Origin of the sequence: Chitinophaga ginsengisoli, assembly GCF_003014595.1 — a bacterium.
Classification (GTDB): domain Bacteria; phylum Bacteroidota; class Bacteroidia; order Chitinophagales; family Chitinophagaceae; genus Chitinophaga; species Chitinophaga ginsengisoli.
The window spans coordinates 438866-465088 of the sequence record NZ_PYGK01000002.1 but is presented as its reverse complement, the minus strand read 5'-3'; the positions used below and the strand labels follow the sequence as shown (position 1 = coordinate 465088).

General features: G+C 46.3%; 29 protein-coding genes. 14 read left to right on the top strand and 15 right to left on the bottom strand.

What is annotated here, in order from left to right:
• The first annotated feature begins 5 nt into the window (after positions 1-5).
• Together CLV42_RS06440 and CLV42_RS06435 are read left to right on the top strand one after the other, a co-directional pair.
• Entirely contained in the window at positions 6-260 is a 255-nt protein-coding gene (locus CLV42_RS06440; protein WP_106601071.1) for an acyl carrier protein, read from the top strand.
• Complete coding sequence (locus CLV42_RS06435; RefSeq protein ID WP_106601070.1) at positions 257-826, top strand: 4'-phosphopantetheinyl transferase family protein; 570 nt, start codon at positions 257-259, stop codon at positions 824-826. Before CLV42_RS06440 ends, CLV42_RS06435 begins: the two co-directional genes overlap by 4 nt.
• Positions 827-850: 24 nt before the next feature.
• On the opposite strand, the gene CLV42_RS06430 is transcribed toward CLV42_RS06435, so the two are convergent.
• The gene (locus CLV42_RS06430; RefSeq protein WP_106601069.1) at positions 851-1462 is read right to left on the bottom strand and encodes a DUF4142 domain-containing protein; all 612 of its coding nucleotides are present in this window, start codon (positions 1460-1462) and stop codon (positions 851-853) included.
• Positions 1463-1578: 116 nt separating this feature from the next.
• Between CLV42_RS06430 and CLV42_RS06425 the strand changes: the two genes are divergently transcribed.
• On the top strand, positions 1579-1818 hold the full coding sequence (locus CLV42_RS06425) for a hypothetical protein (RefSeq protein ID WP_106601068.1): 240 nt from the start codon (positions 1579-1581) through the stop codon (positions 1816-1818).
• A gap of 77 nt (positions 1819-1895) precedes the next feature.
• On the opposite strand, the gene CLV42_RS06420 is transcribed toward CLV42_RS06425, so the two are convergent.
• The 3 genes from CLV42_RS06420 to CLV42_RS06410 all read right to left on the bottom strand — a co-directional run bounded on the left by CLV42_RS06420 (position 1896) and on the right by CLV42_RS06410 (position 6324).
• Positions 1896-2579 (bottom strand): HAD-IA family hydrolase, encoded by a 684-nt coding sequence (locus CLV42_RS06420; protein WP_106601067.1) that lies wholly within the window; start codon positions 2577-2579, stop codon positions 1896-1898.
• A 2-nt stretch (positions 2580-2581) separates the two neighbouring features.
• Positions 2582-3751 carry an MFS transporter gene (locus CLV42_RS06415; RefSeq protein ID WP_106601066.1) on the bottom strand — a complete coding sequence of 390 codons (1170 nt, stop codon included), beginning with the start codon at positions 3749-3751 and terminating at the stop codon, positions 2582-2584.
• 119 nt (positions 3752-3870) lie between these two features.
• The gene (locus CLV42_RS06410) at positions 3871-6324 is read right to left on the bottom strand and encodes an MG2 domain-containing protein (RefSeq protein WP_106601065.1); all 2454 of its coding nucleotides are present in this window, start codon (positions 6322-6324) and stop codon (positions 3871-3873) included.
• A 119-nt stretch (positions 6325-6443) separates the two neighbouring features.
• Here CLV42_RS06410 and CLV42_RS06405 point away from each other — a divergent pair, with 119 nt between their 5' ends.
• Positions 6444-7025, top strand: coding sequence for a Crp/Fnr family transcriptional regulator (locus tag CLV42_RS06405; RefSeq protein ID WP_106601064.1), 582 nt, complete (start codon positions 6444-6446; stop codon positions 7023-7025).
• 252 nt (positions 7026-7277) lie between these two features.
• On the opposite strand, the gene CLV42_RS06400 is transcribed toward CLV42_RS06405, so the two are convergent.
• The 7 genes from CLV42_RS06400 to CLV42_RS06370 form a co-directional block, all read right to left on the bottom strand.
• Positions 7278-7898: an alpha/beta hydrolase gene (locus tag CLV42_RS06400; protein WP_106601063.1), complete on the bottom strand. Its 621-nt coding sequence runs from the start codon at positions 7896-7898 to the stop codon at positions 7278-7280.
• A 15-nt stretch (positions 7899-7913) separates the two neighbouring features.
• Positions 7914-8219: a GNAT family N-acetyltransferase gene (locus tag CLV42_RS06395; protein ID WP_106601062.1), complete on the bottom strand. Its 306-nt coding sequence runs from the start codon at positions 8217-8219 to the stop codon at positions 7914-7916.
• Between the two features lie 11 nt (positions 8220-8230).
• Entirely contained in the window at positions 8231-9163 is a 933-nt protein-coding gene (locus CLV42_RS06390) for a ring-cleaving dioxygenase (RefSeq protein WP_106601061.1), read from the bottom strand.
• 17 nt (positions 9164-9180) lie between these two features.
• Positions 9181-10041, bottom strand: coding sequence for a pirin family protein (locus CLV42_RS06385; protein WP_106601060.1), 861 nt, complete (start codon positions 10039-10041; stop codon positions 9181-9183).
• Positions 10042-10067: 26 nt separating this feature from the next.
• Entirely contained in the window at positions 10068-10379 is a 312-nt protein-coding gene (locus CLV42_RS06380) for a hypothetical protein (RefSeq protein ID WP_211303393.1), read from the bottom strand.
• Between the two features lie 10 nt (positions 10380-10389).
• Entirely contained in the window at positions 10390-10968 is a 579-nt protein-coding gene (locus tag CLV42_RS06375; RefSeq protein ID WP_106601059.1) for a nitroreductase family protein, read from the bottom strand.
• Between the two features lie 82 nt (positions 10969-11050).
• The gene (locus CLV42_RS06370) at positions 11051-11770 is read right to left on the bottom strand and encodes a pirin family protein (protein ID WP_106601058.1); all 720 of its coding nucleotides are present in this window, start codon (positions 11768-11770) and stop codon (positions 11051-11053) included.
• A gap of 219 nt (positions 11771-11989) precedes the next feature.
• Here CLV42_RS06370 and CLV42_RS06365 point away from each other — a divergent pair, with 219 nt between their 5' ends.
• The 6 genes from CLV42_RS06365 to CLV42_RS06340 all read left to right on the top strand — a co-directional run bounded on the left by CLV42_RS06365 (position 11990) and on the right by CLV42_RS06340 (position 15215).
• Positions 11990-12475, top strand: coding sequence for a hypothetical protein (locus tag CLV42_RS06365; protein ID WP_106601057.1), 486 nt, complete (start codon positions 11990-11992; stop codon positions 12473-12475).
• A gap of 6 nt (positions 12476-12481) precedes the next feature.
• Complete coding sequence (locus CLV42_RS06360) at positions 12482-12916, top strand: helix-turn-helix domain-containing protein (protein WP_106601056.1); 435 nt, start codon at positions 12482-12484, stop codon at positions 12914-12916.
• A 37-nt stretch (positions 12917-12953) separates the two neighbouring features.
• Positions 12954-13358 carry a hypothetical protein gene (locus CLV42_RS06355; protein ID WP_106601055.1) on the top strand — a complete coding sequence of 135 codons (405 nt, stop codon included), beginning with the start codon at positions 12954-12956 and terminating at the stop codon, positions 13356-13358.
• Positions 13359-13538: 180 nt separating this feature from the next.
• Positions 13539-13940: a hypothetical protein gene (locus CLV42_RS06350; protein ID WP_106601054.1), complete on the top strand. Its 402-nt coding sequence runs from the start codon at positions 13539-13541 to the stop codon at positions 13938-13940.
• A 158-nt stretch (positions 13941-14098) separates the two neighbouring features.
• Positions 14099-14302: a hypothetical protein gene (locus CLV42_RS06345; protein ID WP_106601053.1), complete on the top strand. Its 204-nt coding sequence runs from the start codon at positions 14099-14101 to the stop codon at positions 14300-14302.
• 16 nt (positions 14303-14318) lie between these two features.
• On the top strand, positions 14319-15215 hold the full coding sequence (locus tag CLV42_RS06340) for an SDR family NAD(P)-dependent oxidoreductase (RefSeq protein ID WP_106601052.1): 897 nt from the start codon (positions 14319-14321) through the stop codon (positions 15213-15215).
• A 109-nt stretch (positions 15216-15324) separates the two neighbouring features.
• Here the strand turns inward: CLV42_RS06340 and CLV42_RS06335 are convergent, their stop codons facing one another.
• The 4 genes from CLV42_RS06335 to CLV42_RS06320 form a co-directional block, all read right to left on the bottom strand.
• A complete protein-coding gene (locus CLV42_RS06335; protein WP_106601051.1) occupies positions 15325-15972 on the bottom strand; it encodes a class I SAM-dependent methyltransferase in 648 nt (215 codons plus the stop codon).
• Positions 15973-16064: 92 nt separating this feature from the next.
• A complete protein-coding gene (locus CLV42_RS06330; protein WP_106601050.1) occupies positions 16065-17606 on the bottom strand; it encodes a DHA2 family efflux MFS transporter permease subunit in 1542 nt (513 codons plus the stop codon).
• Between the two features lie 67 nt (positions 17607-17673).
• Positions 17674-18414, bottom strand: a complete 741-nt coding sequence (locus CLV42_RS06325; RefSeq protein ID WP_106601049.1) for an SDR family oxidoreductase — start codon at positions 18412-18414, stop codon at positions 17674-17676.
• A gap of 61 nt (positions 18415-18475) precedes the next feature.
• Positions 18476-19060: a TetR/AcrR family transcriptional regulator gene (locus CLV42_RS06320; RefSeq protein WP_106601355.1), complete on the bottom strand. Its 585-nt coding sequence runs from the start codon at positions 19058-19060 to the stop codon at positions 18476-18478.
• A 188-nt stretch (positions 19061-19248) separates the two neighbouring features.
• Between CLV42_RS06320 and CLV42_RS06315 the strand changes: the two genes are divergently transcribed.
• The 4 genes from CLV42_RS06315 to CLV42_RS06300 all read left to right on the top strand — a co-directional run bounded on the left by CLV42_RS06315 (position 19249) and on the right by CLV42_RS06300 (position 26222).
• Positions 19249-20241: a YeiH family protein gene (locus CLV42_RS06315; RefSeq protein ID WP_106601048.1), complete on the top strand. Its 993-nt coding sequence runs from the start codon at positions 19249-19251 to the stop codon at positions 20239-20241.
• A gap of 124 nt (positions 20242-20365) precedes the next feature.
• Entirely contained in the window at positions 20366-20641 is a 276-nt protein-coding gene (locus CLV42_RS33665; protein WP_146154322.1) for a hypothetical protein, read from the top strand.
• Between the two features lie 43 nt (positions 20642-20684).
• Positions 20685-25043, top strand: coding sequence for a CusA/CzcA family heavy metal efflux RND transporter (locus tag CLV42_RS06305; RefSeq protein WP_106601046.1), 4359 nt, complete (start codon positions 20685-20687; stop codon positions 25041-25043).
• 12 nt (positions 25044-25055) lie between these two features.
• Complete coding sequence (locus CLV42_RS06300) at positions 25056-26222, top strand: efflux RND transporter periplasmic adaptor subunit (RefSeq protein WP_106601045.1); 1167 nt, start codon at positions 25056-25058, stop codon at positions 26220-26222.
• The last annotated feature ends 1 nt before the right edge of the window (position 26223 follow it).

Here is a 26223-nt window from a genome sequence, read left to right as displayed (position 1 = left end):
AACCAATGGATAAAGAAACGCTGATAACACAATTAAGGGAGATCGTAAAACCCTATGCGAAGAATGAGGAAGCGTTGTTGAACATTAACGAAAATACAGATTTCGTCAATGATCTTAAGATCAACTCCGCCAACCTCGTGGACGTGATCCTGGATGTAGAAGAACAATTCAATATTGTGATCGACAATGAATCGATGGAGCGCATGTTGAATGTAAAATCAGCCATAGAGATCATAGAGGCCAAATTAGGCGCGCAATGATCGGCAACGATATCATAGATCTCAATCTCGCATGCCAGGAGAGTAACTGGCAGAGAAAAGGATACCTCAGCAAGATCTTTACAGCTACCGAGCAGGAGATGATTTGTCACGCATCGATACCATCAGACATGGTATGGCTGCTCTGGAGCTGTAAAGAAGCTGCGTACAAGATTGTTAACCGCGTTACGAACATCAGAACATATAACCCCGCAAAGTTTAGCTGTACATTGTCAGACAATAAAGAAGGCGCCGCCTGTGGCAATGTATCATATGAGGCCTGTACCTATTCCTTTATCAGCCGTCGCAATGACAATTGTATTCACACCGTAGCGGTCTCTCATGACATCTTCCTCGATCACCTCGATATCTATACAGGAAGCAGTTTACCCGTACATCTGTTCTCTGATAAAAGCCTGATAAAAAACCAGGATGGCGTACCCTATCTCTTGAATCGTTGCACTTATTCCCCTGTACCTGTTTCTATTAGTCATCATGGTAACTATGTAGGTTGGGTACAAAAGAAAGCAATCTTAACGTGCGCGGAGAACGCTACGTACAGACCCTGAAATACGACCGTGAAGGGAACCGTATCATTGATAAGAATCCACGTCATCCCACTGAGTAGGATCATATCGCTTACGTACATCTTCGAGTACATTTCTTGCATCTGCCAGGTTCGCTTTTACTACCGGAAGTGTTTTCTCTGCATAATTTCGTAAGGAAGTGTTCTTCATAGTAGCGGCGGCATTATCCAGTCTTTCCATTATTTTCTGCTGTTCACTGACCATCTTTTTGATAAAGGCCCTGTCAAAGGATTTACCCTCTTTGCCGGTCACTTTATCCACCTCTTCCTGGTCTGATTTAGAAAGACGGGAGGGTAGGGTAACGCCGGCGGAATAACAGGCTGTCTGAAGATCTTTGTTTGCCATTGTATGTGTATCTGCTATCTTCTGTGCAAATTCCTTCAACCGGCTGTAATTAGCATATTTAAGTGCTGCATTCGCCAGTGCTATTTCTTTCATATTACTGCTGGCAGCACTCGTAGCAAAATCAACAGCCGCATTACTGACATTGTTCATGCTTTCTGCCATCGCTTTAGTGCTGTCTTTGCTAGCCTCCTTGCTGCTTTTTACGTTGTTATTATTCTTACAGCCATAGATGAGTATGGCTGATATGATCAGGATGAAGTGTATGCTTTTCATATCAGATGATTTATGCTAAATGAGCCGCAAAAAAAATACCACCGGCCCGATGCTGGCATAGTTTTATTGCTTTAACAGTGTAATGAATCATATTGTATCACCTAAAAACATGTATTATGGATTCTATACTCAACCAGGGCCATGAAGAAGGACCAGTTGCAAAAGCAATAGAAAAGCAAACGGCAAAATTACCATCAGACACCTTTTTGTGGGCAGCCGTAGGAGCGATGGGACTTTCACTGGCTTTGCAATGCCTGAGACAGAAACATATCAGTTTGTTCATCGGGCAATGGGCTGCTCCCTTCCTGCTGATGGGCATATACAACAAAATCGTTAAGGTGGAAGGACATGATTAACAGCCGGGGAGAAAAGAAATGTCTGAATATCGGGACTTTACACCAGGTATTCAGACATTTTCTTTTATACTTTTATTTTAAATAGAGGGCGAAGTACTAAGATTACTGATATCGTTAAGCGAAAGAAGGGAAGGAAGTTCTTTCATGGCGTAAAAAACGGCAGCGCCTTCTTTTCTCAGCTCCTCACCGTTGAAAGGTTTTGCATATCCAAATACCCGGAAGCCTCCTCTATGTGCGGCAATAACTCCCGCTTTACTATCTTCGATCACAACGCATTCAGCAGGAGAAAAGCCCATTACTTCCGCGGCATGAAGAAAAATACCAGGGTCAGGTTTCCAGCTGTTGATCTCGTAACCACTGAACATCCTGTTACCCTTTTCAAAATAGGAGATCAATCCTGTAACGGTCAGGTTCAGTTTCATTTTTTCTATCGGCCCACTGGACGCTACACAAAACGGAATATCCAGGATATCGAGAACTTCTTTAATACCATTTACCGGGCGCATCTCCGTTTTAAAGATCTCATAGGAGCGGGCACGGAATGCCTGTTCAAAGTCTTCCGGAAAAGGGCTGCTGGCCTTCTGTTGCAGCATCCTGATACCTTCTTTTAGACGGATGCCGCTAAATTCCTCCACAGCCTCCTGAAGATCCATGGTAACGCCATAATGGGATGCCATATCAAGCAATACTTTTACACCTAATACCTCACTGTCTACTAATACACCATCACAATCAAATATGATACATCCAGGCTTTTTCATACCTATGCTTTTATGCTTTCTTTTAATGTAGTTGTTTGTGCTGTTTCCTTTATCTGTAAGATCAAAACAGTGATCAGCAGACCGAACATTGCCATCAATGCAAATGCCCAGCGTAATCCCGCAGCTTCTGCTATAAAGCCTATTAATGGTGGTACTATCAGGAAACCCATATATCCCACGGTAGACACTGCCGCTATCGCCGGTCCGCTATTCATGCTGGTTGTCTGTGTCGCCATGCGCAGTACCAGCGGCACCACACAGGATACACCGAATCCGATCATCAGGAAACCGATGCTGGTGGATATTGTATAAGGCATGAGGGCTGATACAATAAACCCGCAAAGGACCAGTATGCCGCTATACCTGATCATCGTTGCCACGCCCAGTCTGTTCACCAGACTGTCGCCGGTAAACCGACCGGTAGTCATTGCGATCATATAGATAACATATCCTGCCGCAATCAGTTTTTCAGGTGGATGTACTGCCTCCTGAAAATAGATATTGCTCCAGTCGTACATCGTCCCCTCACAAGCCATTACGGCAAATGATATTAACCCATATTTCATTAAATGGTTGTCGGGCCATATAAAGCGTTTTGTATTAGCGTCCGGAGATGGTGGCATATGAGGACTGTCGCGAAAGGCAAGGAATGCCATAATGGTCATGGCCAGAGATACAAAAAGAAAGTGCCGGGAAGGCGCCATCCTGAAATCCACCATAATCGCTCCGAGTGCTGCCGCTGCGAAACCAGCCATGCTCCATACACCATGAAAAGTAGTGATTATTGAGCGTTTATACAATGCCTGGACGGCAACAGATTGTGCATTGACAGAAATATTCATCAGGTTCCGGGAAGAACCAAAGCAGAAAAGTACCAGCCCCAGTTGCCAGGGGAGGCTGACAACCCCAATAAGTGCCAGCATCAGGTTGAATACCAATACTCCTATCATCATGATATTACGACTGCTGTATCGCTGTAACAGGTATCCGGTAACGGGCAGAGTGAGTACCAGTCCGGTTGGTAAAGCCAGTAGAAAGAAGCCCAGCTCGGCCTTATTTAAGGCCAGCCGGCGCTGGATATCCGGAATCCTGGATGCCCAGCTGGAAAAACTAAAGCCGGAGATAAAAAAGAATACTGCTGTTGCTATACGCGCAGATCTGGGAGTGCTCATAAGACAACAAAGCTAAAAATAATTAGGAATTGGGTGTGAAGAATCAGAAAGAAGGATGCTTCCTGATGCTATGCCCAATTCCTAATTTTTTAATCAGTATTGTTAAACAGTATAAGCGCTTAATACACCTGCTCTACCCGTCCTACACGGCCATCGGCTGCAATACCTTCCACCACAATACGGAAATGTTTGGAGAAGTCATTGTTGTAAAAATGGATGGTAGTAGCATGGGTGATGGAATCTACCGAGATATAAGGGCTCCAGAAGAGCGTAAGGCGTTTGTCAGGCAAAGCATGTACCTCTTTCTTTACAGCATAATCAGGAGAATAGAACTCTTTCACAAGGCTATATCCCGCTTTCTTCATACGCTCAAAGCCACGGATCGTTTCATCACCTTTGTTATCGCCTCCTTTTTTGGTGTATACCGCAATTGCACCACCAGCACCTCCGCCGAAGCCTCCCATAAATGGAGGGCGGAATACTTTCACCAGGGCGATATCATTGATGTTGACATTCGCCAGCATGCTGACATCCACCGGCATCTCATTCAGGTACAGGGATGGTTTGGCCCCACGCCATGACATGCTTGGATTATTGATATCTCCGGCAATGTTCAAGCCAGCCACTTTAGACTGCAGGTACTGGAACACATTCGTTTGATAAGGTGTTTCTTTCGTCAGATCAAAGGTGTAACCATCGCCTGAAGAGAACAGACCAGAAGTGTAACGCTGCTCTGTGGTCTGCTGTGGCGTGACCTTTTTATCGCGGATGTTCACCTCTTTCAGGTAAACGGTCTTGTTGCTCATAGAGCGGTTCACCTTATTGCTCTCACTGGCCGTATTCAGGAACCGGCTCATTGCGGCCAGGTCCAGGCCTTCCGGTACCCGCATAGGGTAGGGTAAAGTAACCTGGGGGGATTTATCAAAGAAGTGTGGCTCAAAAGTAACCTGTACATCCTTCCACCTTTTTTGTTTGTCATTTCCCTGGAAGAATACCAATACGGTATCCATGAACTGGAGATTGGGCACTTCAAATTCACCTTTGTCATTGGTAGGGGCAGAGGCGAAAGAGGTGCTGCTATCCAACGGTTGTTTGAAGATGAAATCCACTTTACCACCCACCAGCGGATAACGGCCGGTATTGGTCACTGCGGTTCCTTTGAGCGACATACCCTGTTCATAAGGGAATTTGATCTTCGGCATGTCGTTGTTGAGGATCTTCTGCCAGTTGAACCTTCTCCATCCGTTTGTCAACATCACCAGGTCGAGCGCCTGCAGTCTTTCCTTAGTAGTGTCCTGGAAATACCAGGCAGGATTATAAATATATCCTTTTAGGTCGGAGGTGAGCAGCATATTGGAAATAATGTTGTGCTCATCCGGATCTTTGAGCACCTGGTCAGCATCGGTGATAGAGATGGACATGCTGGTCTGCACACTGTCAGGTGCAAACAGCTCGATAGAGCTTTTACCTCTCGGATCCTTGCTGAGCTCTGCATTCATGAAGCTGAGGTCGATCTGGTCATTCTTCCTGATAAACGCGAGTCTTTCGGAAAGCGGCTGCCCTTTGTCGCTGAACAGGGTTACCTGCACAATACCGGAGGGAAGAGACTGTGTGGGAATAAACCCGCTGATCCTGCCTTCTCCTGCATCCAGTACGGCCTTATATATCATCTGGTTCTGCACCTGGGCTATCACCATCATACGATAGTAGGCGGAATCGTCAGGATTGGCAAGGCTTGCCTGGTAGAAGATACGGCTGCCCCTGTTATAGAGTTTAAGCACAGCACCTTCAGACTGTACTGCGGGGAGTGCTATTTCTTTTTGTTGTCCGGTAGCTATTCTTACAATTGCCTTATAGTTTTCTCCGGCGGCTGGCGTCAGTTCAAAGGAGCCCATACCATCATGCACGGTCTTGATCTCCGCAACGGTCTGTTTTTTACTGTTTTGCACTGTACCTGCAATAGCGATAGGATAACCGTTCTGGTCTATGGCCTTAAAGGCGATCTGACCAGCGGCATTTTGCAGCATATTGCCACCCTCTGGAAAGAACTGCACTGCAAAGTCACGTGATATGGCAGTGTCCCTTGAAGGGAGGGCATTCTTTTTGGCTGGGTCGAAGATCTCTATATTCTTATAGAACAGGAATTCCGGGTCATAATTAAGCATCCAGGCGGTATAAGCCCTTACCTGGTACTGGCCGGTTTTCAGCGTTTCCGGTAGTTCGAAATCCCCCGCTGCGGCAGCACCGGCCGCAGGCAGGCGTTTTTTCATGACAACGTTGCCATCTTTATCCAACAGCTCTACATATAAGTTAGAGGCAGTCAGAGAAGGCTGGTTCTGTATCATGATATATGCCTTGAACCAGATAGTTTCACCAGAGGCATAGAAGTCTTTGTCAAAGTGCAGGTATACCTTTTCCTGCGGATAACGTTTGTTGAAAAGAGCCAGGGCGTTTGTAATCTTATCCTGCCAGTCGTCGGCTGGCACAAGGGAGAACGCTGTAAGTATGCCTGCTGAGAAGACAGGGATGAGCCATTTCAGACGGGAATACTTTTTTAGAGATGAAAATTCCATGCGGGACGATTTATGTAATACTTATCTAATTTACTATCAAAAAATACGTGCTTTGCTTATTATTGCGGTTGAAAGTAAGCTTTTAAGCAAAATTTAAGACAACCGCCCATCAATTTACTATGTTCGGCTCAATTGACCAATTCGTTGCAAGATATATACAGCTTACCCCGGAGGAAGTGGAGATCTTCCATTCACTCCTGCAATTCAGGAAAGTAAAGAAGAAGAACTTTCTCCTGAAAGAGGGAGAAATATGTGATTATGAAGCATATATACTTAAAGGTTGTGTGCGTACCTTCTATGTGGACAAGCAGGGGGTGGAAACAAATCTGACCTTTGCTGTGGAGGATTGGTGGGTAGCAGATATTGCCAGTTTTTCAGAGCAGCAGCCTTCCCGGCAGAATATCGAAACGCTGGAGGACTGCGAGTTACTGACGATTTCTTACGAAGACAAGAATACTTTATACCAGAAGGTCCCCAAGTTCGAAAAGGTCTTCCGCATGTTGCTACAGCGTACCGCCGGGGTATTGCAGCAACGGATATATGCCTCTATTTCACAGACGGCTGAAGAGCGCTATCTGGCTTTTTTAGAGAAATATCCGGCTATTGTACAGCGCATCCCGCAGCATCATATAGCCAGGTATATAGGGGTATCTCCTGAATTCCTGAGTAAGGTAAGGAGTACTATGTACAGAAAGCATTGAGCATAGCGACCACCGAAAAGCCTTGTATTGACGAAGAAGCGACAAAGAAGAGGTGAACTTGATCTACAGGTTGGTATTGCTTGTAACACAAAGGCTTCGGGATAGTGAGTAAAATTTATTTACTTACGAATCCCAAAGCCATGTTAGAGAAGTCTATTAAAGTTACCACATTTAGTGGACAAAAGCTATGCGTAAGACCTGACATTCCTATAAATAGCCGGACAGGAAGTGTCTACAGCGGATAGGGTAATATTACTTACGAAACACCAGCTCATTGGCCAGGTTGATCTCGTCCTGACTGATGGTATGGCCCATATTGTTGTAGACATTCACCTTAATTTCAGCTCCCATTTCTTTCAGTATCTTTTCGCTCGCCCTGACGCGTTCCACCGGTACATGCGGATCAGGATTGCTGGTGCCGATGAATACCGGGGTATTCCCGAAATTGCCTGTATAGTTCTCCGGATAGATCTTGTCGCCGATCAGACCTCCGGTAAAGGCCACCACTCCGCCATAGGTATCCGCGTTGCGGGTGACGAATTCCAGTGTAAGACAGGCGCCTTGTGAAAATCCCAGGAAATAAATATTCTCGCGGGAGATTCCGTCAGCTATCACATCGGCAGTTATTTCTTTCAGCACAGCCAGGGCAGACGATAGCCACGGCTCATTCTGCGCAGGGGGCATCAGAAAAGAGTAGGGGTACCAGGTACCTCCGGTAGCCTGTGGGGCTATCAGTGCATAATCTCTGACCTCCAGGTAGTTGGAGAGAGTGAGGATATCTTCCGCACTCCCTCCGCGTCCATGGATCATAATCAGCGCCTTCTTTGCTTCTGTCGTCTTTTTCCCTGCTGTTATTATCTTCTTGCTATGCATAAATTGTATTTGTGATTATTGCTCTCCTTCCTGCTTCAGCCAGACGTCGGCAAACTCCTCCGGATGTCGCTTAAACTGTGCATGCACATAAGCACACAACGGTTTTATCTTCAGCTGATGTTCCCGGGCGTAAGCTACCATACCATTCAGGAGTACCCTTGCAAGGCCTTTGCCTTCAAATTTGGGATCTATCTCTGTATGATAGACTGTTAGTACATTATCAGCAATGCTGATGATCATTTCACCGGTCTGTTCTCCTTCGTGCATCAGGTAGAAAGCACCGTGGTTCTTGGCATTGAGCCTGATTACTACTTCGTCCATTGTGTAGGTTGCTATTTGAGTGCAGGTAATACTTTTTCGATGTCTGCGCGCATAGATTCATACTGTACCGGTAGTTTAAGATGTTGTCCCAGCTGGTCCAGCGGTTCATCTACCGTAAAGCCGGGATTGTTGGTAGCGAGTTCAAACAGCACGCCACCTGGCTCCCGGAAATAAAGGGAGAAGAAGTAGTCACGATTGATCTTCTGGGTAATATTCAGTCCTTTCTTTACCACTTTGTCTCTGAATTTCATGAGGATCTCATCGTTTTCTACACGGAAAGCCACGTGATGGTTAGTACCTCCACCGCCTCTGCCGGCCGGTTCTTTAGACTCTACCAGATCTACAATATTCGCTTCAGGAATGGCGTCGGTAACAAAGCGGTGACGGTTACCATCCTGTTCCAGGAATTTATAACCAAGTACTTCTGTCAGGATGCTGGCAGTAGGACCGATGCTTCTCAGGGTCAGCACAATACTGTGGAACCCTTTGGTAGCGTGGGCTGCTTTCACTTCAGCCGTTTCCCATGCCTGGCGGTTGTCAGCCGTTTTAGATACGATGAGGTTCAGTTTCAGGCCATCCGGATCTTCGAAAGGAAGATACTGCTCACCAAACCTTTCGGCTATAGGACCATGTGTTACGTTATGCGTTTTAAAACGTTCTACCCAGAAATCCAGGCTGCCTGCAGGTACGGAATAACCGATCTCTGTAGCCATACCTGTTCCTGTCTGACCGCGGCCTATGCCTTCCCATGGGAAGAAGGTCAGAATGGAGCCCGGCGTACCATGTTCATCTCCAAAGTAGAAGTGATAAGTACCCGGATCGTCGAAGTTCACCGTCTTCTTCACGAAGCGAAGACCTAAGGTTTCTGTATAAAACTGAAGGTTTCTTTTAGCATTGTCTGCAATGGCCGTAATGTGATGAAGGCCTAAGATTCTATCTTCCATAAAATAGTTTTTAATGTTTAGTAAGCTAATGTGCCAAAGCGGCCATTCTTATAATCCTCTATAGCCTGGTCTACTTCCGCCATGGTGTTCATAACGAAATTGTCTTTGGCTGCTACCGGTTCGTCAATGACTTCAGCTGAGAGGAAAAGCACCTGGCTGTCTTCATTGGCAGCTACTGAGAAAGTAGTGCCTTCTCTTTTGAAGACGATCAGGGAATGTTCGGGCACTGGTGTGATATCATCGATAGTCACCCTGCCATGTGCAACATATAGTAAGGTCCAGTAGTCTGCTGTTACGTTGAACTCCACTTCCTTACCACCTGCAATTTCACCTACTGCGGAAATCACAGGGGTAAAAGAAATGTTTACCGGTCCTGTTTTACCGTCGAATTGTCCGCTTAGGAGGCGGAGGTTGACACCGTCCTGTTCAAGTATGCTGGGCATCTCCTCGTTCCGTACGAACTGGTAACGGGGATCATCCCATTTATGGGCCGCAGGTACGTTTACCCATAACTGTAATATCTCTGATACGCCGCCATTTTTATGCATCTGGGCTGAAGGTCCCTCACTGTGGAGGATCGCTTTTCCTGCAAACATCCATTGTGCATCACCTGCATTCAGTAACTGATCGTTGCCGGCAGTGTCTTTATGATGCGCCTGTCCTTGTAACTGGAAGGTAACGGGAGCAAAACCTCTGTGCGGATGGGGATGTATCCTATCATCCGATCCCGCCGGTACGATATCAGGTCCTCCATGATGCAGGACGATGAACGGATTGGCGAAACGGAAGTCCGCATGTGGCAAAGGCTGTAATACCGTTTGGGTAGGAGTGATATTTTTTGCTCTTCCCGCAAGGATGTGTGCAATGTTTTTTTTCATACCAGGTGTTTTGTAGTGCCAGATTGTTATCTATTCTCCAGGGCGTATAATATTTCATTTTTCAGTAGGCCACTGCCTCCACCATAATGCCTTTTGACAATAATGGCTGGCGAACGCTGTTTGAACCAGGAAGTCAATGCTGTTTCTTCTTCAGGACTAATGCCGGCGCAGAGCAGCACAATATCAAACGCTTCTTTTTCAAAAGCTGACTTAGCAGCTTCGTCTGTCGTAACGGTCACACCTGTCCAGTTGTCGGGAGCATTGAGTAGTCGATGCATCACCGTCATGATCTCAGCATTTCTTCCTACAGCGAGTATATGCAGTTGCATTGGTTCCATATAGTGTGGTTTAGTCCAGTTGAGTAGCAATCGCAGATATCGGATTGCGGCTTCTGGGAGTTAATTCCCTTGTTTTGTAAGGTTCATCCAGTTTTTCCGCGCTGTCTACATAGCCCAGTGCCAGCATGGACACCGCTTCTTCATTAGCTGACAGCCCCAGTAATTCAGCAGCATGTTGTTTATTGAAGCCCGCCATCACATGTCCGTATACATCCATATTTAAAGCCTGTAACAGCATGAAAGAGGTGGCCATGCCCACGTCGTGCATGTAATAATGATTTTTCTGCTGGGTGTCAGGCAGTTCACGGATGCCTATAGAGGCTACCAGTGCAGCAGCATTTTTCGCCCAGGGTACATTACCAGGAGCCAGCGTTGAAAGCAGCTTATCAAAACCCGGCGTACCACGTAAAGCATATATAAAGCGCCAGGGCTGTGAATTGTTTGCGCTGGGCGCCCATGATCCCGCTTCGAGGATGGTCTCAACTGTTGCCGTATTCAGATCCTTGGCGGAAAATGAGCGTGGGCTCCACCTGTTCCTGATCAGATCCAGTACTTCATTCTGTGTGTTGGCAATCTTAATAGGAGACATATAATTTGATTTATATTGAATGTTTAAGTTAAGCAAAGGTATATGTAACAACGCATGCTTTTTCAGCAATGAGTTGTCAAAATCAACTGAATAATGGTACATCTATCACCAGTAAGCGGGCATCTTCTTCCTGCGATACGATAGTGAAATGACTTGCATCCTCTACGCCGTAGCCGTCGCTGTTATCCAGTTCCTGCCCGTTGATGATGAATTTTCCTTTGATCACAAAGAAGTACACGCCGTTTCCCTGTTTTTTGACATCATAAGAAGTCTCACTGCCTTTGTCAAACCGGCCCATGTGAAACCAGGCGTCCTGGTACAACCAGGTACCTTCACCATTGGGATCCGGGGAGATCAGCTGTTGCAGATGGTTAGGCTTGCTCTCAATATCCACTGTTACCTGATCATATCTGGGAGTCACATTCAACTGGTTAGGAAATAACCAGATCTGCAGGAAATGAGCAGGTATATCGGTATTAGCATTGTACTCACTGTGAAAAACGCCGGTTCCTGTACTCATTACCTGTATCTCGCCTGCTTTGGTGAGTACGGTGTTGCCCAGGTTGTCCTTGTGTTCCAGGGCGCCTTTCAGGGGAATACTGATAATTTCCATATTATCATGAGGATGAGCGTCAAAACCTCTTCCACCAGCTACTATATCATCATTCAATACCCGTAGGGCACCAAACCGCATCCTTTCAGGATTGTAGTAGTTGGCAAAACTGAAAGTATGATGGCTGTTTAACCATCCGTGGTCTGCATGTCCACGTGTTGCTGCCTTATGTAATACTGTTTTTGCCATGATCAGTGTATTTATATGTTGCAACAAATATACGCCGGAAAAGGGGAGGAATCCATTAACCTACCTTAAGAAAGGGCAGCAGGAAGGAAAAAATAGTATACCTATCAGTGTAATAAATTAGCGAAATATGTAGTAATTTACTTTTAGGTAAAAAAAAATGTTTTAAAAATCACTTTAAAGTGATTTTATATTGTTAACTTCGTAAAAGTTCTTCTTTAAGTGAAATCAAAATTGGTTTGCCTGAATAATCTCTCAGGTAAGAAGGCTTCGGTCTATAGTATTATTACTGACGAAAGTCAGTATGCTTTTTTGGACCGGTTTATAATGGAATACGAAAAAGAGTTCTTTCAGGATCTGCTAAGTATGATGGGGCGGCTCAAGAGTATCGGGAATGTAACAGGGGCTGTCAGTACTTATTTTAAATTGGATGAAGGACTGGAATGGGATGACCAGGTCTGTGCCCTTTATGATATTCCCGATAAGCATCTGCGCCTGTACTGCATACGTCTAAGTGAGCAGATAGTGATCGTGGGTGGCGGAGGTCCAAAAAATGTCCGCGCCTGGCAGGATGATCCCAAACTGGCCCGGGAAGTCAATGAGATGATGCATTATTCCAAAATAATCCGCACCCGGCTAAAGGATAATACCTTAAGGATATCCCTCAACCGGCTAAAACTGGAAGGAGATTTATTACTCATACGTTAAAAAAGAATGATGGAAAACTTTGATGCAACCAACACAAACTACACCAGCGATCTGGTAAATAATTTACTGAGTCACATCAGCCCCGCTGAGCAAGACCAGACAGACCACAAAATGAAAATGGCCGCAAAGATTCATGCAGCCCTCAAAGCCAAAGGCTGGAAGAGCCTTGATCTCGCCCGGGAGCTCCACTTGAAAAGCCCCTCCCTGGTATCTAAATGGCTAAGTGGTACCCACAATTTTACCATGGATACATTAGTAGATATCCAGCGGGTACTGGGCATTAGGCTGCTGGATGCCGACCTGGCAATAGCGCCGCCACCGCTGAACGTCAATGTTACCGTTCCGGTAGTTCCTTCGTCCTTAAAAGACGTCATCCAGGGGCCACTATACAAGATAGCCAGTCAAAGCGGTGGTTTAACAGGCTCCCCTGTAAACGCCTGAACACACGCGATTTTTTCTCTACTATAATCAGCACAAATTGGAAACCTCCCCTAATTTACATGGCATTGAACTGCTTTCCTTTTCCCTTTCGCCGGAGCCTTTCGCTGGCAGCAAGGAGAAACAGGTGAGTTATGAGTTTAATGTACAACAGGAACAAAAGACAAACCCTGACAAACAACTGGTTGTTGTATTCACGACCGTAACCGTCATGCCATCCGGCAGTACCCTTCCCCTTGCTACTGCAACAGTAGCATGTGGTTTTGGTATTCCTGCATCTGAAGGAACACTGACGAGACAGACAAGCGGAGAATACCTCATATCGGCCGACATCGGGCAGGCTGTTTCCAGGGCAGCTACCGGTATCACCCGCGGTATCCTTTACAGCCAGCTGAGAGGTTCTTTCCTGCAGGACTGCATCCTTCCTTTGCTACCGGGAGAATGATTTTCCCTGATCATAAACACCTTTCCTTATAACTTCCATCATTGCTCACCCTTCCCGGGTGTTCTACCTTTGAAACATCTTGTCATTCCTGCAACTAATAATTCACCTGTTTGTTTTACAAAAAGGGGAATACATGGGAAAGATGACTGGTGTATCAATAACTCATTAAAACGCAACAAGATGGAAATATATATCAGTGAAGAAGATATTTTGCGTAACATCCAGAACAAGTTTCATGAGGTATATCCTTACCTGAAACTGGAATGTTATCTCTGTCCCCATGAACCGGGAGAAGGCTCCGCCAATAATAAAAAGATCCCTGGTAATACTCCCATCGAGGATATCCGGTTGATCCACAGCTTTGGCTGGGTAGATATCAGTGAGCACCGCACCGTGGCAGAAGTAGAAAAAGATTTTTATCGGGATATGGGCCTGGCCATACAGATATTCAGACGCTCCAGAACCGGCTGGTTGCAAACCACGCGTACAGATGATCTGTCGCTGGGAGAACAGAACAATATCGGAAAGGAAAGCTTTATTGCAGGAACAGAGAAAGAAGCGCCTGTTCAGTCGGCTGACTGAAGAGATAGCCGCAGGTTTGTTACCCAGTAATTTATTCCACACTGCTGTACCAGCATATGTACAAATATGCCGGTCGACTTCGCCTCGTCCTATAGAATGGCATACATGGCTTGTTGTTTGATTTTAAAAGTTATTCTTTCAAGCTTAAAATTTATGTTATGGGACAGAATAAACCAAAGATGACAAAAGAAGACCTTACTGGTAAAGCTGAACAATCAGAAGCAGCTGAATCTTCTGCATCATCTATCGAGCAGACCGAACGGGAACGTGATAACAAAGGTGCAAAAGAAGTAACTCCCGACGTAAGCAAACAAAGGGATGAACTGAAAGAAGCGCCGGAAAGTCTTAAAAATTCCCGTTGACATTAAATTGAAATGTATGCCAGTAATTAACGTAAACAACCGTAACCAATATGCACTGATTACCGGCGCCACAAGTGGTTTCGGGTATGAGTTGGCAAAATTGTTTGCAAAGGACGGCTTTAGCCTGGTGCTTGTTGCCAGATCCAAAGAAAGATTGCAGGAAGTGACGGATGAATTGAAGCAGCAATATAATATTGAGGTAACACCTTTTTCATGTGATCTCTTTCAGCCGGCTGCAGCAAAGGAAATATATGATGAAGTACAGGCCAGGGGCATTGTTGTGAATTACCTGGTGAATGACGCCGGACAGGGAGAATGGGGCCGTTTCGTAGATGTTGATCTGCAGCGTAATCTTGACATTATTCAGCTGAATGTTTGTTCACTGGTGGCATTGACTAAATACTTTCTTACTGATATGGTGACAAGAGGCGAAGGACATATACTACAATTGGGATCAGAAGCTGGTAAAGCCCCCATGCCATTATTGTCAGTGTATGCCGCCACAAAAGCCTTTGTACTGTCATTCAGCGCTGCTGTCAGTAATGAGCTGGTAGGCACCGGCGTAAATATTACAGTGTTAGTGCCGGGAGCATCTGATACAGACTTTTTCCATAAGGCTAATATGGAAAATACGAAGACGTATCGGGAAGAGTCATTGCAAACCCCCGAGGAAGTAGCCCAGGACGGTTATGAAGCACTCATGAGTGGAGAAAGTCGTGTAATATCCGGCGGCAAAACAAAGATGCATGTTTATATGGCAAATTTGCGGAGTGATGAAACAAATGCCGTCAACATGCGTAAACTGATGGAACCGTCGGAGAAAGAAGATGGGAGAACGGCTTCCAGCCATAGTGCTTCCCGCAAGGAACGTGAATCTATCGGCCGGGAGTCTGGAGATTTGAAAGAGAGATAGGCAATAAGCCTATCCCTCTTTTCTATTAGTGGTTGTTCAGGATAGAATGCATGAAATTTTTATTAAATCTCATGAATCATCCATGAAACGTTTTCGCAGTATGGGTAATTTAACAATTATTAACAAGCGCCTCTTTAACGTAAACGGCCGACCAGATAAACTTCCTGAAATAGAACGTCTCAAAAAGCTGCTCATAATGATGTGCTTTGAATAAAGGTTCAATATCCGCCAATGCACTCGCTTCCACATGACTTACTATCCGGAAGAACATGTACATACTCTGGAGTAATATCCGCTGCCACAGCGGCGCCACTTTTTGATAGTGAAAATCAGTGAACAGCCATCTGCCGCCTGGCCTGAGCATGTTATGAAGATGAAGGAAAACAGGCTTTATCCTTTCCTGGGAGAAGTTATCAAACAGAAACGGTGTCATGATGACATCGAAGGTAAGAGAAATATCCCCGTTGAAATCTTCCACTGCCATATTAATAAACGTTACGGCATGTTTGTATTGTTGCTGCTTTGCGAGTGCAATCATATTTGCCGAGATCTCCACATAATAAATATGTAAATCGGGGGGACATATTTTTGCCATCTCTTCCAGTATCCAGCCAGTGCCTCCTCCTGCGATCAGCACTGTACTGTGAGGCTCAATATAAGGCAGCAGGGCTGTTTGTGCATCCCGTTGTGCTGTACGAAATATTATACGGCTGAGGAAGTCGTAGTATCTGGCAATATTATCGTAGTTGTTCTTCATTCACCGGCAGGTATGGGCTGTAAATTAGCCGAAAAGGGCCAGGGAGCCAAATGCTTCCCCAGCCCTGGTATACTTGACAAAGCGAGAACATCCTAATGATCTGCAAGTACCACCTGTACTTTAGTACCTTTCTTCTTCCGTGATGCCATCAGTAATAAGGGCAGTGAAAAAAGGAATACCAGCCCTATTAACAGGTAAGCATCATCGAAGCTCAGCATCGAAGTTTGTTTGGTAATACCGGCATCTATGAGCCGCAATGCCTTGGCCTTGGCGTCCGCCAGGCCCGCGCCCTTTGATATAAAGAATTGTGTATAGTCAGCCAGTCGTTTCACCGCCACCGGATTGTCGGCGGTAATATTGGCCACGAGGTCCGACCGGTGTACCGCGTTACGATTGGCCAGGTACGTGTTTACCATTGCCAGGCCGAAAGAACCGCCCAGCTGCCGCATCATATTATTCAGGGCTGCTCCCTGTGCAAAGTCGACCGGAGCAAGGGACGATACTGCTAATACCGACAATGGCACAGTGGTCATCGCCAGTCCAACCCCTCTCCAGATCAGCGTAGTTGTCAGACTTTGGGCACTGACGTCCAGGTTATAACCGGACATCTGCCAGCTAAAAACGACAAACATCAGCATGCCGGTGGTGATCATAATGAGAGGAGAGACGCCCCTTTGTAACAGCCTGGCCGAGATGATCAGTCCCCCGATGGCGAGTATAGCGCCCGGCAGCAATAGCAGGCCTGTTTGTGTTGGTGTAAAATTTAGTAGTCTTTGCGCAAATACAGGCGTCAGGAATACAGAGCTAAACAGGCCTACACCCGATACAAAAGTCAGTATGGCCGCCAGACTCAGGTTCCTGCTTTTAAGTACCCGCAGGTTAACGACCGGCGTCGGCGTAGTCAGCTCCCACCATATAAATAGCAATAGTCCAAAGAAAGCCGTAACACTCAGGAAAATGATATATCCTGCTTCAAACCAATCGTCCGTCTCACCCCGTTCCAACACCGTCTGCAGAGAGCCGACACCAATAGCGAGCAAGATAATACCTGCCCAGTCAATTTTACCTGCTGTTCCTTTCACTTCCGGTTCTTTCAATAATGCATAACAGATGGCTGCAGCAACAATACCAATAGGAACGTTGATAAAGAATATCCATGGCCAGTCGTAGAACTCCGTGATATAACCACCGAGGGTAGGGCCGATAGTAGGACCAACGAATACGCCGACACCAAACAATGCGCTGGCCACATTCTGTTTTTCCTTAGGAAAAAGTTCAAACACAATCACCTGCGAAACGGATAACAGGGCGCCTCCACCCATACCCTGTAAGAAGCGGAAGATAATTAGCACCCAGATATTGGATGCCTGCCCGCACATGAATGAAAAGAAGGTGAAAGCAATGATGGACCCAATATAGTAATTACGCCGGCCAAGTTTATTCGAAAGGAAACTGGTGATAGGAATGATGATCACATTGGCAATAGCATATGCCGTGATCACCCAGGAAGTGTCTTCCAGTGTAGCACCCAGGTTACCGCTCATATGCGATAATGCTACGTTGACGATGGATGTGTCTATCAGCTCCATTACCGCAGCAGCAATAACGGTGATCAGCAGTATAGTCCTTTTCATGTGAGAGAATTATATGGAGACAGTTATTATACCAGTCGGTATAATAACTGTCAAAAAAAAGCAGGATTTACCTTCCGGCGTTCATTACTTTGAAAGCCTCAGCAGGAGAGGAAAGGAACAATTTATAAAGATCAGCAGTGTTGCCTACATGTATTTCATAATGATCTGTAGCCAGCGCTTCGAGCAAGGCCTCTGCTACTGCAGCCGGAGGTATACCATTCTCGCCACCGATCTCTTTGGAGAATTCTGTGTTCACCAATGGAGGCATCAGTTCAAACACTTTCACACTGGTGTCAGATAGTGTATGTCTCAATACCTGGGTATAAGAATGCAGCGCCGCTTTACTGGCAGCATAACCCGGCAGTCTCACACCTGGAACGATCGCCACGACAGAAGATACGTTTACAATGGCTGCTTCTGCCTGTTTTTCCAGCAATGGCAGTAACAGTTCATTCAGCCTTATTACAGAAAGGAAATTGGTATGTATTTCATGAGATGCCTTATCATAAGCATTTACGCCGGCTTCCAGCGTGTATACTTCCGCTGCTGCTGCATTGTTGATCACAATATTCAAGGCTGGAAATTCCGCTTTGAGCTTTTTCACCAGTGCAAATACATCCTCTTCTTTTGATACGTCAGACACAATGGGTGTTACGTTTTTCAGCTGTGCTGCTGCTTTTTCCAGGGTGCCCGCATTTCTGCCGGTAATGATGACATGATTACCTTTTTCAGATAATAATTTGGCTGTCTGAAAGCCAATGCCTGCTCCGCCGCCTGTTATGAGGACAGTGTTGTTATTCGTTTTCATGATGTTTTGTTTACGCTTTGAAAAATTATACCGATTGGTATATTTATAGTTAAAAAAATAGTCAGAGTGATTCAATATATTTTCTGGTCGACTCCATGACACGCTTGCCGTATTCCAGCTTGCCGGTTGTCCTGGCCACAAATATAGCTCCCTGGATCATAGAGATGAGCGTGAGCGCAGCCTGTTCTGCATCCGTATCCGGAGAGATCTCTTTATTCCTGATGCCTTCTTCTATCATGCTGATAGTTCTTTCCTTCCAGCGTTCAATGGCATCCGCTACCCTTGCTCTCAGCGCAGGATGTGTATCATCTGCTTCAGGGCCGGTATTCAGCAACGGACAGCCACCCTCCGGGTAAGCCAGGGGACGTTCTTTTCCAAACAGCCTGGTACGCACCATCAGCTTTTCCTTGATAGTTTCGACTTTTTCCTCTTCAGCATAGATAAATGACCTCATCTTACGGAGGTTGTAGTCAAATGAAGCCAGGGCCACCTCATCTTTATTGGCGAAATTGCCATAAATACTACCCTTCGTAAGACCCGTCGCCTCCGTCATGTCAGAAAGAGAAGTACCGGCAAATCCCTTCTTATTAAAGATAGGAGCCGTTTTCTCTACGATGAACTCTTTCGTTTTTTCTGCCTTACTCATATCACTTTCATTAAGACGATGTAAAAATATACCAATCGGTATTATTTGCCAAATAAATCTTTTCCTGCTGATGGGTAGATAACTTTCAGGATACATAACGGATAACCTCAGGTTATCGGATATTACCAATGATGATTTCCTTTGACAGGAGATATAGCGCAACTTTGTGCCATCAAAAGATCAAGCATATGAATACAATAGTGCACAATGAAAAGACGATTGAGGAAGGCATCGTGAAAAAGCATTTCCTGGACAGAAGCATCACTACCCGCGAAGTGATATTTGTGTTGGCGCTGACCGCCTGTCTGACACCCTGGGTAACTCCACCTGTAGCCCTGGTAACAGGCTTGATCATCGCACAGTTTATAGGGCATCCCTTCCTTCATCTTAATCATAAAGCCACACATATATTATTGCAGATCTCTGTCGTAGGACTGGGTTTCGGTATGAACATCCATAGCGCTGTAAAAGCCGGCAGCGAAGGATTTTTATTTACCATAGCCTCTATTACCGGTACCCTGGTAATAGGCTATATAGCGGGGAAGCTATTAAAGATTGATACCAAAACATCACATCTCATCTCCTGTGGTACCGCCATCTGTGGAGGAAGCGCTATCGCAGCTATTTCCCCCGTTATCAGAGCGGAAGAAAAACAATTGTCAGTTGCCCTGGGCACGGTTTTCATCCTGAACTCAGCAGCACTCTTCCTGTTCCCCTTTATTGGTCATCTCCTGCATATGACACAGACGCAGTTCGGGTTGTGGAGCGCTATTGCTATTCACGACACCAGTTCTGTTGTAGGAGCCGCCAGCAAATATGGTCCTGAAGCACTCGAAATAGCCACCACCGTTAAACTTGCCCGTGCACTCTGGATCATACCAGTAGTACTGTTGACCGCCTTCTGTTTCAAAACAGGCAAACAGAAAATGAAAATACCATACTTCATAGGCTTGTTCATCCTGGCCATGATCATACATACTTATATACCAATGCAGCCTGTCAGTGAGACGATCGTACACGTAGCAAAGACCGGTCTCACTGTTACCCTGTTCCTGATCGGTGCAGGATTATCCGGTGCTGTACTGAAAGGCGTAGGTGTAAGACCATTGATACAAGGTGTGCTTTTATGGGTGATCATTTCCGGTGCTGCCCTGTGGGCCGTGCTACAATTGGCGAAATAAGCAGAAAGGCCATAGATACCTGTCAGACAGCTACATCTATGCGCCTTTCCTTCCGACTGACAACAGTGTTGCAATCTTTCATTACAAATAAATCTGATGATTGACCTATATTTGACCCGGCATTATGAAAGTATTTACATTGATCATATCGATCTATGTGCTGCTGATGGCAGTCATTCCCTGTTGCAATTTTGATAATTGCGAAGGCGACAGGCATGATGCGCCACAAGGTATATGTTCTCCTTTCTTCAATTGCCATAACTGCTCTGTTCCCGTAGTATTGGAAAAGACAGTACAGATAGAACCCGTTACGAACATTATTTATACCCCTTATACTGAATACCGGATCCTCTCTCTTCCCGGTTATACAGCGAAATGCTGGAACCCTCCCAGGGCATAATACGTCCATATTATTCCCTTATTCATCATTATAAACTACATCCATGCTCGATAAGATCATCGGTTTTTCCGTGCGGAATAAACTGATCATTATACTCTTTATCGTCGGGCTGATCGCGTGGGGCATTTACGCCATCACGAGGTTGCCTATAGACGCATTACCCGACATCACCAACAACCAGGTGCAGATCATCACCACTGCACCTTCACAGGCAGCACAGGACATAGAACGGCTTGTCACTTTCCCGGTGGAACAATCCGTTGCGTCCATTCCTGGTATTACTGAAGTACGTTCCTTTTCCCGGTTTGGCCTGAGTGTAGTAACCGTCGTTTTCCAGGAAAATATAGATGTCTACTGGGCCCGGCAACAAGTCAGCGAACGGCTGGGGACTGTAAGGGAACAGATCCCTGCTGGTGTGGGAGATCCGGAACTGGCGCCTGTTACCACCGGACTCGGAGAGATATACCAGTATGTCGTTCATACAAAGCCAGGCTATGAAAAAAGATACAATGCCATGGAGCTGCGCAGTATACAGGACTGGATTATCCGCAGGCAATTACTGGGCGTGCCCGGTGTGGCGGATGTGAGCAGCTTTGGTGGTTATCTCAAACAATACGAGATCGCCCTTGACCCTGAAAAGCTGCGTAGTATGGACCTCAGTATTACTGATGTATTCAATGCGCTGGCAAAGAACAACCAGAATACCGGTGGCGCCTACATTGATAAAAGACCCAATGCCTGGTTCATCCGCAGCGAAGGATTGATAAGCAGCCTGGAAGATATCAACAATGTAGTGGTAAAAACACATAGTAGTGGTATTCCCGTGCTGATCGAAAACGTAGGAAAAGTAGGCTATGGCCACGCTATCCGTTACGGTGCCATGACGCGTAATGTGGAAGGCGAAAGGGTAGGCGCCATCGTACTGATGCTGAAAGGCGCTAACTCCTCTGCCGTGATCAGGAACGTAAAGGAAAGGATCAGACAGATAGAAAAGACCCTGCCGGAAGGAGTGCTGATAGAACCTTTCCTTGACAGAACAAAGCTGGTGAACAATGCCGTAGAGACCGTGGTGCGTAACCTGGCTGAAGGCGCACTTATCGTCATCTTTGTGCTGGTACTACTGTTGGGTAACCTCAGGGCCGGCCTGATCGTGGCATCCGTTATTCCGCTTGCCATGTTGTTTGCCATCTGTATGATGCAGCTCTTCAATGTCTCCGGTAACCTGATGAGCCTTGGAGCGATCGACTTTGGCCTGATCGTAGATGGTGCAGTGATCATCGTGGAGGCGACTATGCATCACTTAGGACTACGAAAAACAGGTGTTGCATTTACACAGGCGGAAATGGATGATGAAGTCTATACCGCCGCAAGTCGTATCAGAACCTCTGCTGCTTTTGGAGAGATCATCATATTGATCGTTTATCTGCCTATTCTGGCACTTTCCGGTGTGGAAGGGAAGATGTTCCGCCCAATGGCGCAGACGGTCTCATTTGCCATCTTAGGCGCCTTTATTCTCTCATTGACCTATGTGCCGATGGCGAGTGCATTGTTCCTGAGTAAAAAGGCTGTACATAAACGCACCTTGTCAGACAGGATCATGGATTATCTTCATCGTATTTATGCCAGGGTGTTAACATCCGTGCTACGCTTTAAACGTGCGGTCATTGTTGTATCTATCCTGTTATTCGGCGCGAGTCTCCTGTTGTTCACCCGGTTGGGAGCGGAATTTATTCCGTCCCTGGATGAAGGCGATTTTGCTGTGGAAACAAGATTACTGACCGGCAGCAGCCTGTATGAAACAATAGACGTTGCGGGGAAGGCCGCCGATATACTGTTGAAACAATTCCCTGATGAGGTAAAGGAAGTAGTGGGGAAGGTCGGTAGTAGTGAGATCCCTACAGACCCTATGCCGGTAGAAGCCTGTGACCTGATCGTTACCCTGAAAGACCGCTCTGAATGGACAAAGGCAGACAACAGGGATGAACTGGCAGATAAAATGACGGAAGCACTGGAGGCGATCCCCGGCGTGAGTTTTGGCTTCCAGCAACCGATACAGATGCGTTTCAATGAACTGATGACCGGCGCCCGGCAGGATGTGGTCGTAAAGATATACGGTGAAGACCTGGACAGGCTGGCCGCCTATGCCCAGAAGGTGGGTAGTGTGGTGAGTGGTATACGCGGTGCGACAGATCTTTATGTGGAACAATCTTCCGGTCTTCCGCAGATCGTGGTGCAATATCACCGTGACCAGATTGCGAGGTTCGGTCTGAATATAGAAGACATCAATACTGTCATCAATACCGCCTTCGCTGGTCAGCGTGCAGGCGTTGTCTATGAAGGAGAGAAAAGATATGACCTGGTGGTCAGACTGGATAAACAAAGCCGGGCAGGCCTGGAAGATGTATCAGCATTGTATGTCACCGCTCCCAATGGCAACCAGGTACCTTTGAACCAGGTTGCAGATGTCAGCCTGAAAGTAGGACCTAACCAGATCCAGCGCGATGATGCCAAACGGCGTATCACTGTTGGATTTAACGTGCGGGGAAGAGATGTGGAGAGCATCGTGAATGAGTTACAACAGAAGGTAGCACAGAAAGTTAAGATGTCTTCCGGCTACTACGTAACATACGGTGGCTCATTTGAAAACCTGCAACAGGCGCGGTCTCGCCTCAAGATAGCAGTACCGGTAGCACTACTGCTGATATTCATTCTACTATATTTCTCCTTTGGTTCTGTAAAGCAGGGCTTACTTATTTACACAGCAATTCCCTTATCTGCAGTTGGTGGCATTGTGGCTTTATGGTTACGGGGAATGGCTTTCAGCATTTCAGCCGCTGTCGGTTTTATCGCGCTCTTCGGTGTGGCGGTGCTAAATGGCATTGTACTCATTGCTGAATTCAACCGCCTTCGTAAAGAGGGCCTTACTGACCTGCGCGAGATCGTCATGCAGGGTACCGGTACCCGCTTGCGCCCTGTGATCATGACAGCTACGGTGGCTTCCCTTGGTTTCCTGCCGATGGCTTTGTCGCACGGAAGTGGTGCTGAAGTACAGAAGCCACTGGCCACAGTGGTTATCGGCGGACTGATAACCGCGACCCTGCTTACCTTGTTTGTGCTGCCCTGCCTTTACATCTTATCCGAAAAAATAAAAAGCACCGGAAACATGCATAAAACAGTCACGATCCTGTTGCTGCTGGCAGGTGCTCCCCTGCTCACGCATGCACAACAGCCACTTACACTCGATGGGCTCATACAGCTGACACTACAGCAGAATAAAGAACTACAGGCAGCAGGAGCTGGTGTAGACTATTATAAACAGCTGAAGCGAACTGCCGGAGAATTGCCCAAAACAGACATTGGTCTGCTGTATGGGCAATACAATAGCTATGTCAAAAGCGATAATAATATCACCGTTACCCAAAAGATCCCATTCCCTTCTGTATTCGGTGCAAAGGCCTCCTTGTACGATGCACAGCTGCAAGGTAGTAAACTGCAGCAGGCTGTAACCAAACATGAACTGGTATTCCAGGTAAAGCAGGTCTGGTACCAGTTGCAATACTTGTATGCATACCAGCAGATGTTGGTGCAGAAGGATAGCATCTATCAACATTTTGTAAAAGCGGCAGACCTGAAGTTCAAAACAGGTGAAACAGGACTATTAGAGAAAACCTCCGCAGAAACGAGACTGGCCGAGATACAGCATCTCAACAGGCAAAGTCTCGCTGAAGAACAGGTGCTGCTGTCGGGATTACAAGGCTTATCCGGCAGCACTACTCCGCTGCTTATTGCCAAAGAAACATTGACGCCTTTACCGGCAGGTACTATCAGCGATTCTGCGCAGCTACAGCACTATCCCGCATTACAGTGGCAACAGCAACAGGTGGTCATCCAGGAAAAGGAAAAAAAGCTGGAAGCGAATGCGCTGTTGCCAGACCTGTCAATCGGTTATTTTAACCAGTCGCTGATAGGTACTTCGCTCAATAGTGCGGGTACTTCCATTGCCAAAGGGGGCGACCGTTTCCAGGGATGGCATGCGGGTGTTTCTATTCCTTTATGGCTGGGTCCTTTCCGCGCAAGAGTGAAAGCGGCGGAGCAGCGCAGGATACAGGCCGACTTCAACTACCAGCAGTCGAACGTTGAACTGAAAAGCCGGTGGCAGCAGGCAGTGGCACAGTTCTCCCGTTATAAGAGCAGCCTGGATTATTACCAGGAAACGGCCATGCCCAATGCGATGCTCATAGAAAAACAAGCATTGCTGGGATATGAAAAAGGAGATGTAGGATATACTACTTATCTCTTAAGTCTGCAGGAAGTATTTAACATCCGTGAAGCTTACCTGCAAACGATCCGTGACTATAACAATGCAGTATTGTCCTTACAAATGCTGAACGTACAACAATAATCAACAGACATCATGAAGTATCTCATATATAGTGCCCTGATCATCTCCTTAGCCGCCTGTGGTAGTAAAACAGAAAAAGTGGAACAGGAAGAACAACATGCTGCCGCAGAAGGAATGATAGCGGAATTAACATCTGCACAGTATACCACCGTTGGCGTGAAAACAGGCAAGATCGAACCTAAACAGATCAGCAGTAATATCCGCGCCAACGGCAAATTGGATGTGCCGCCGCAAAGTATGGTCACCATCTCCGCACCATTCGGTGCTTTTGTAAAGAATACAGAATTATTACAAGGCTCCCTGATCCATAAGGGACAGGTAGTCGTTTCCCTGCAACATCCGGATCTTATTCAGTTGCAGCAGGACTACCTGGAAAATAAAGGACAGCAGGAATACCTGCTGGCAGAATATCAGCGGCAGGAAGTACTGGCGAAAGAGAACGTCAATGCGCAGAAAGTGTTCCAGCAGGCGAAAGCGAACTATCTCTCCAACGCCGCCCGCATCAAGGGATTACAGGAGAAGCTGAAATTGCTCAATATTGACCTGGCCAATCTGGATGGCGGAAATATCCAGAATACAATTCAGTTGTATAGTCCCATTACAGGGTATGTGACTGCCGTGAATACCAATATTGGCGCTTATGTGAATCCGGCCGACAAACTCTTTGAGATTGTCAATACAGAACACCTGCATGCGGAACTGACCATCTTTGAAAAGGATATTCCCAAGCTAAAACTGGAACAACGTGTCCGTTTCACGCTGGCGAATGAGACCACACAACGTAGTGCCCGGGTGCATCTCATAGGTCGCGAGATCAGCGATGAACGTACTGTGCAGGTACACTGTCACCTGGACAAAGAAGACCGGGAACTGCTGCCTGGCATGTACCTCACTGCCTGGATCGAGACAGGTAATGCCATGGTAAATGCCTTGCCTGATGAAGCGATAATCCAGTTTGAAGGCAAGCCTTGTATCTTTATCGCAAAAGGCCGTGAGGCAGGAGTGGAAGGAAATTATCTGTTTGAGATGCTGACCATTGAAAAAGGCAATAGCGAATTAGGTTATACCGAAGTGATCATGCCACCTGGCTTTGATATCAAAGGGGCAGAGGTGGTTGTAAAAGGCGCCTATGCATTATTCTCCAAATTAAAGAACACAGGAGAAGAAGAGGAGCACTAGT

Coding starts and splice junctions, on each gene's coding strand:
- CLV42_RS06440 (WP_106601071.1), top strand. CDS start 6: ATGGATAAAGAAACGCTGATAACACAATTAAGGGAGATCGTAAAACCC.
- CLV42_RS06435 (WP_106601070.1), top strand. CDS start 257: ATGATCGGCAACGATATCATAGATCTCAATCTCGCATGCCAGGAGAGT.
- CLV42_RS06430 (WP_106601069.1), bottom strand. CDS start 1,462: ATGAAAAGCATACACTTCATCCTGATCATATCAGCCATACTCATCTAT.
- CLV42_RS06425 (WP_106601068.1), top strand. CDS start 1,579: ATGGATTCTATACTCAACCAGGGCCATGAAGAAGGACCAGTTGCAAAA.
- CLV42_RS06420 (WP_106601067.1), bottom strand. CDS start 2,579: ATGAAAAAGCCTGGATGTATCATATTTGATTGTGATGGTGTATTAGTA.
- CLV42_RS06415 (WP_106601066.1), bottom strand. CDS start 3,751: ATGAGCACTCCCAGATCTGCGCGTATAGCAACAGCAGTATTCTTTTTT.
- CLV42_RS06410 (WP_106601065.1), bottom strand. CDS start 6,324: ATGGAATTTTCATCTCTAAAAAAGTATTCCCGTCTGAAATGGCTCATC.
- CLV42_RS06405 (WP_106601064.1), top strand. CDS start 6,444: ATGTTCGGCTCAATTGACCAATTCGTTGCAAGATATATACAGCTTACC.
- CLV42_RS06400 (WP_106601063.1), bottom strand. CDS start 7,898: ATGCATAGCAAGAAGATAATAACAGCAGGGAAAAAGACGACAGAAGCA.
- CLV42_RS06395 (WP_106601062.1), bottom strand. CDS start 8,219: ATGGACGAAGTAGTAATCAGGCTCAATGCCAAGAACCACGGTGCTTTC.
- CLV42_RS06390 (WP_106601061.1), bottom strand. CDS start 9,163: ATGGAAGATAGAATCTTAGGCCTTCATCACATTACGGCCATTGCAGAC.
- CLV42_RS06385 (WP_106601060.1), bottom strand. CDS start 10,041: ATGAAAAAAAACATTGCACACATCCTTGCGGGAAGAGCAAAAAATATC.
- CLV42_RS06380 (WP_211303393.1), bottom strand. CDS start 10,379: ATGGAACCAATGCAACTGCATATACTCGCTGTAGGAAGAAATGCTGAG.
- CLV42_RS06375 (WP_106601059.1), bottom strand. CDS start 10,968: ATGTCTCCTATTAAGATTGCCAACACACAGAATGAAGTACTGGATCTG.
- CLV42_RS06370 (WP_106601058.1), bottom strand. CDS start 11,770: ATGGCAAAAACAGTATTACATAAGGCAGCAACACGTGGACATGCAGAC.
- CLV42_RS06360 (WP_106601056.1), top strand. CDS start 12,482: ATGATGGAAAACTTTGATGCAACCAACACAAACTACACCAGCGATCTG.
- CLV42_RS06350 (WP_106601054.1), top strand. CDS start 13,539: ATGGAAATATATATCAGTGAAGAAGATATTTTGCGTAACATCCAGAAC.
- CLV42_RS06345 (WP_106601053.1), top strand. CDS start 14,099: ATGGGACAGAATAAACCAAAGATGACAAAAGAAGACCTTACTGGTAAA.
- CLV42_RS06340 (WP_106601052.1), top strand. CDS start 14,319: ATGCCAGTAATTAACGTAAACAACCGTAACCAATATGCACTGATTACC.
- CLV42_RS06335 (WP_106601051.1), bottom strand. CDS start 15,972: ATGAAGAACAACTACGATAATATTGCCAGATACTACGACTTCCTCAGC.
- CLV42_RS06330 (WP_106601050.1), bottom strand. CDS start 17,606: ATGAAAAGGACTATACTGCTGATCACCGTTATTGCTGCTGCGGTAATG.
- CLV42_RS06325 (WP_106601049.1), bottom strand. CDS start 18,414: ATGAAAACGAATAACAACACTGTCCTCATAACAGGCGGCGGAGCAGGC.
- CLV42_RS06320 (WP_106601355.1), bottom strand. CDS start 19,060: ATGAGTAAGGCAGAAAAAACGAAAGAGTTCATCGTAGAGAAAACGGCT.
- CLV42_RS06315 (WP_106601048.1), top strand. CDS start 19,249: ATGAATACAATAGTGCACAATGAAAAGACGATTGAGGAAGGCATCGTG.
- CLV42_RS33665 (WP_146154322.1), top strand. CDS start 20,366: ATGAAAGTATTTACATTGATCATATCGATCTATGTGCTGCTGATGGCA.
- CLV42_RS06305 (WP_106601046.1), top strand. CDS start 20,685: ATGCTCGATAAGATCATCGGTTTTTCCGTGCGGAATAAACTGATCATT.
- CLV42_RS06300 (WP_106601045.1), top strand. CDS start 25,056: ATGAAGTATCTCATATATAGTGCCCTGATCATCTCCTTAGCCGCCTGT.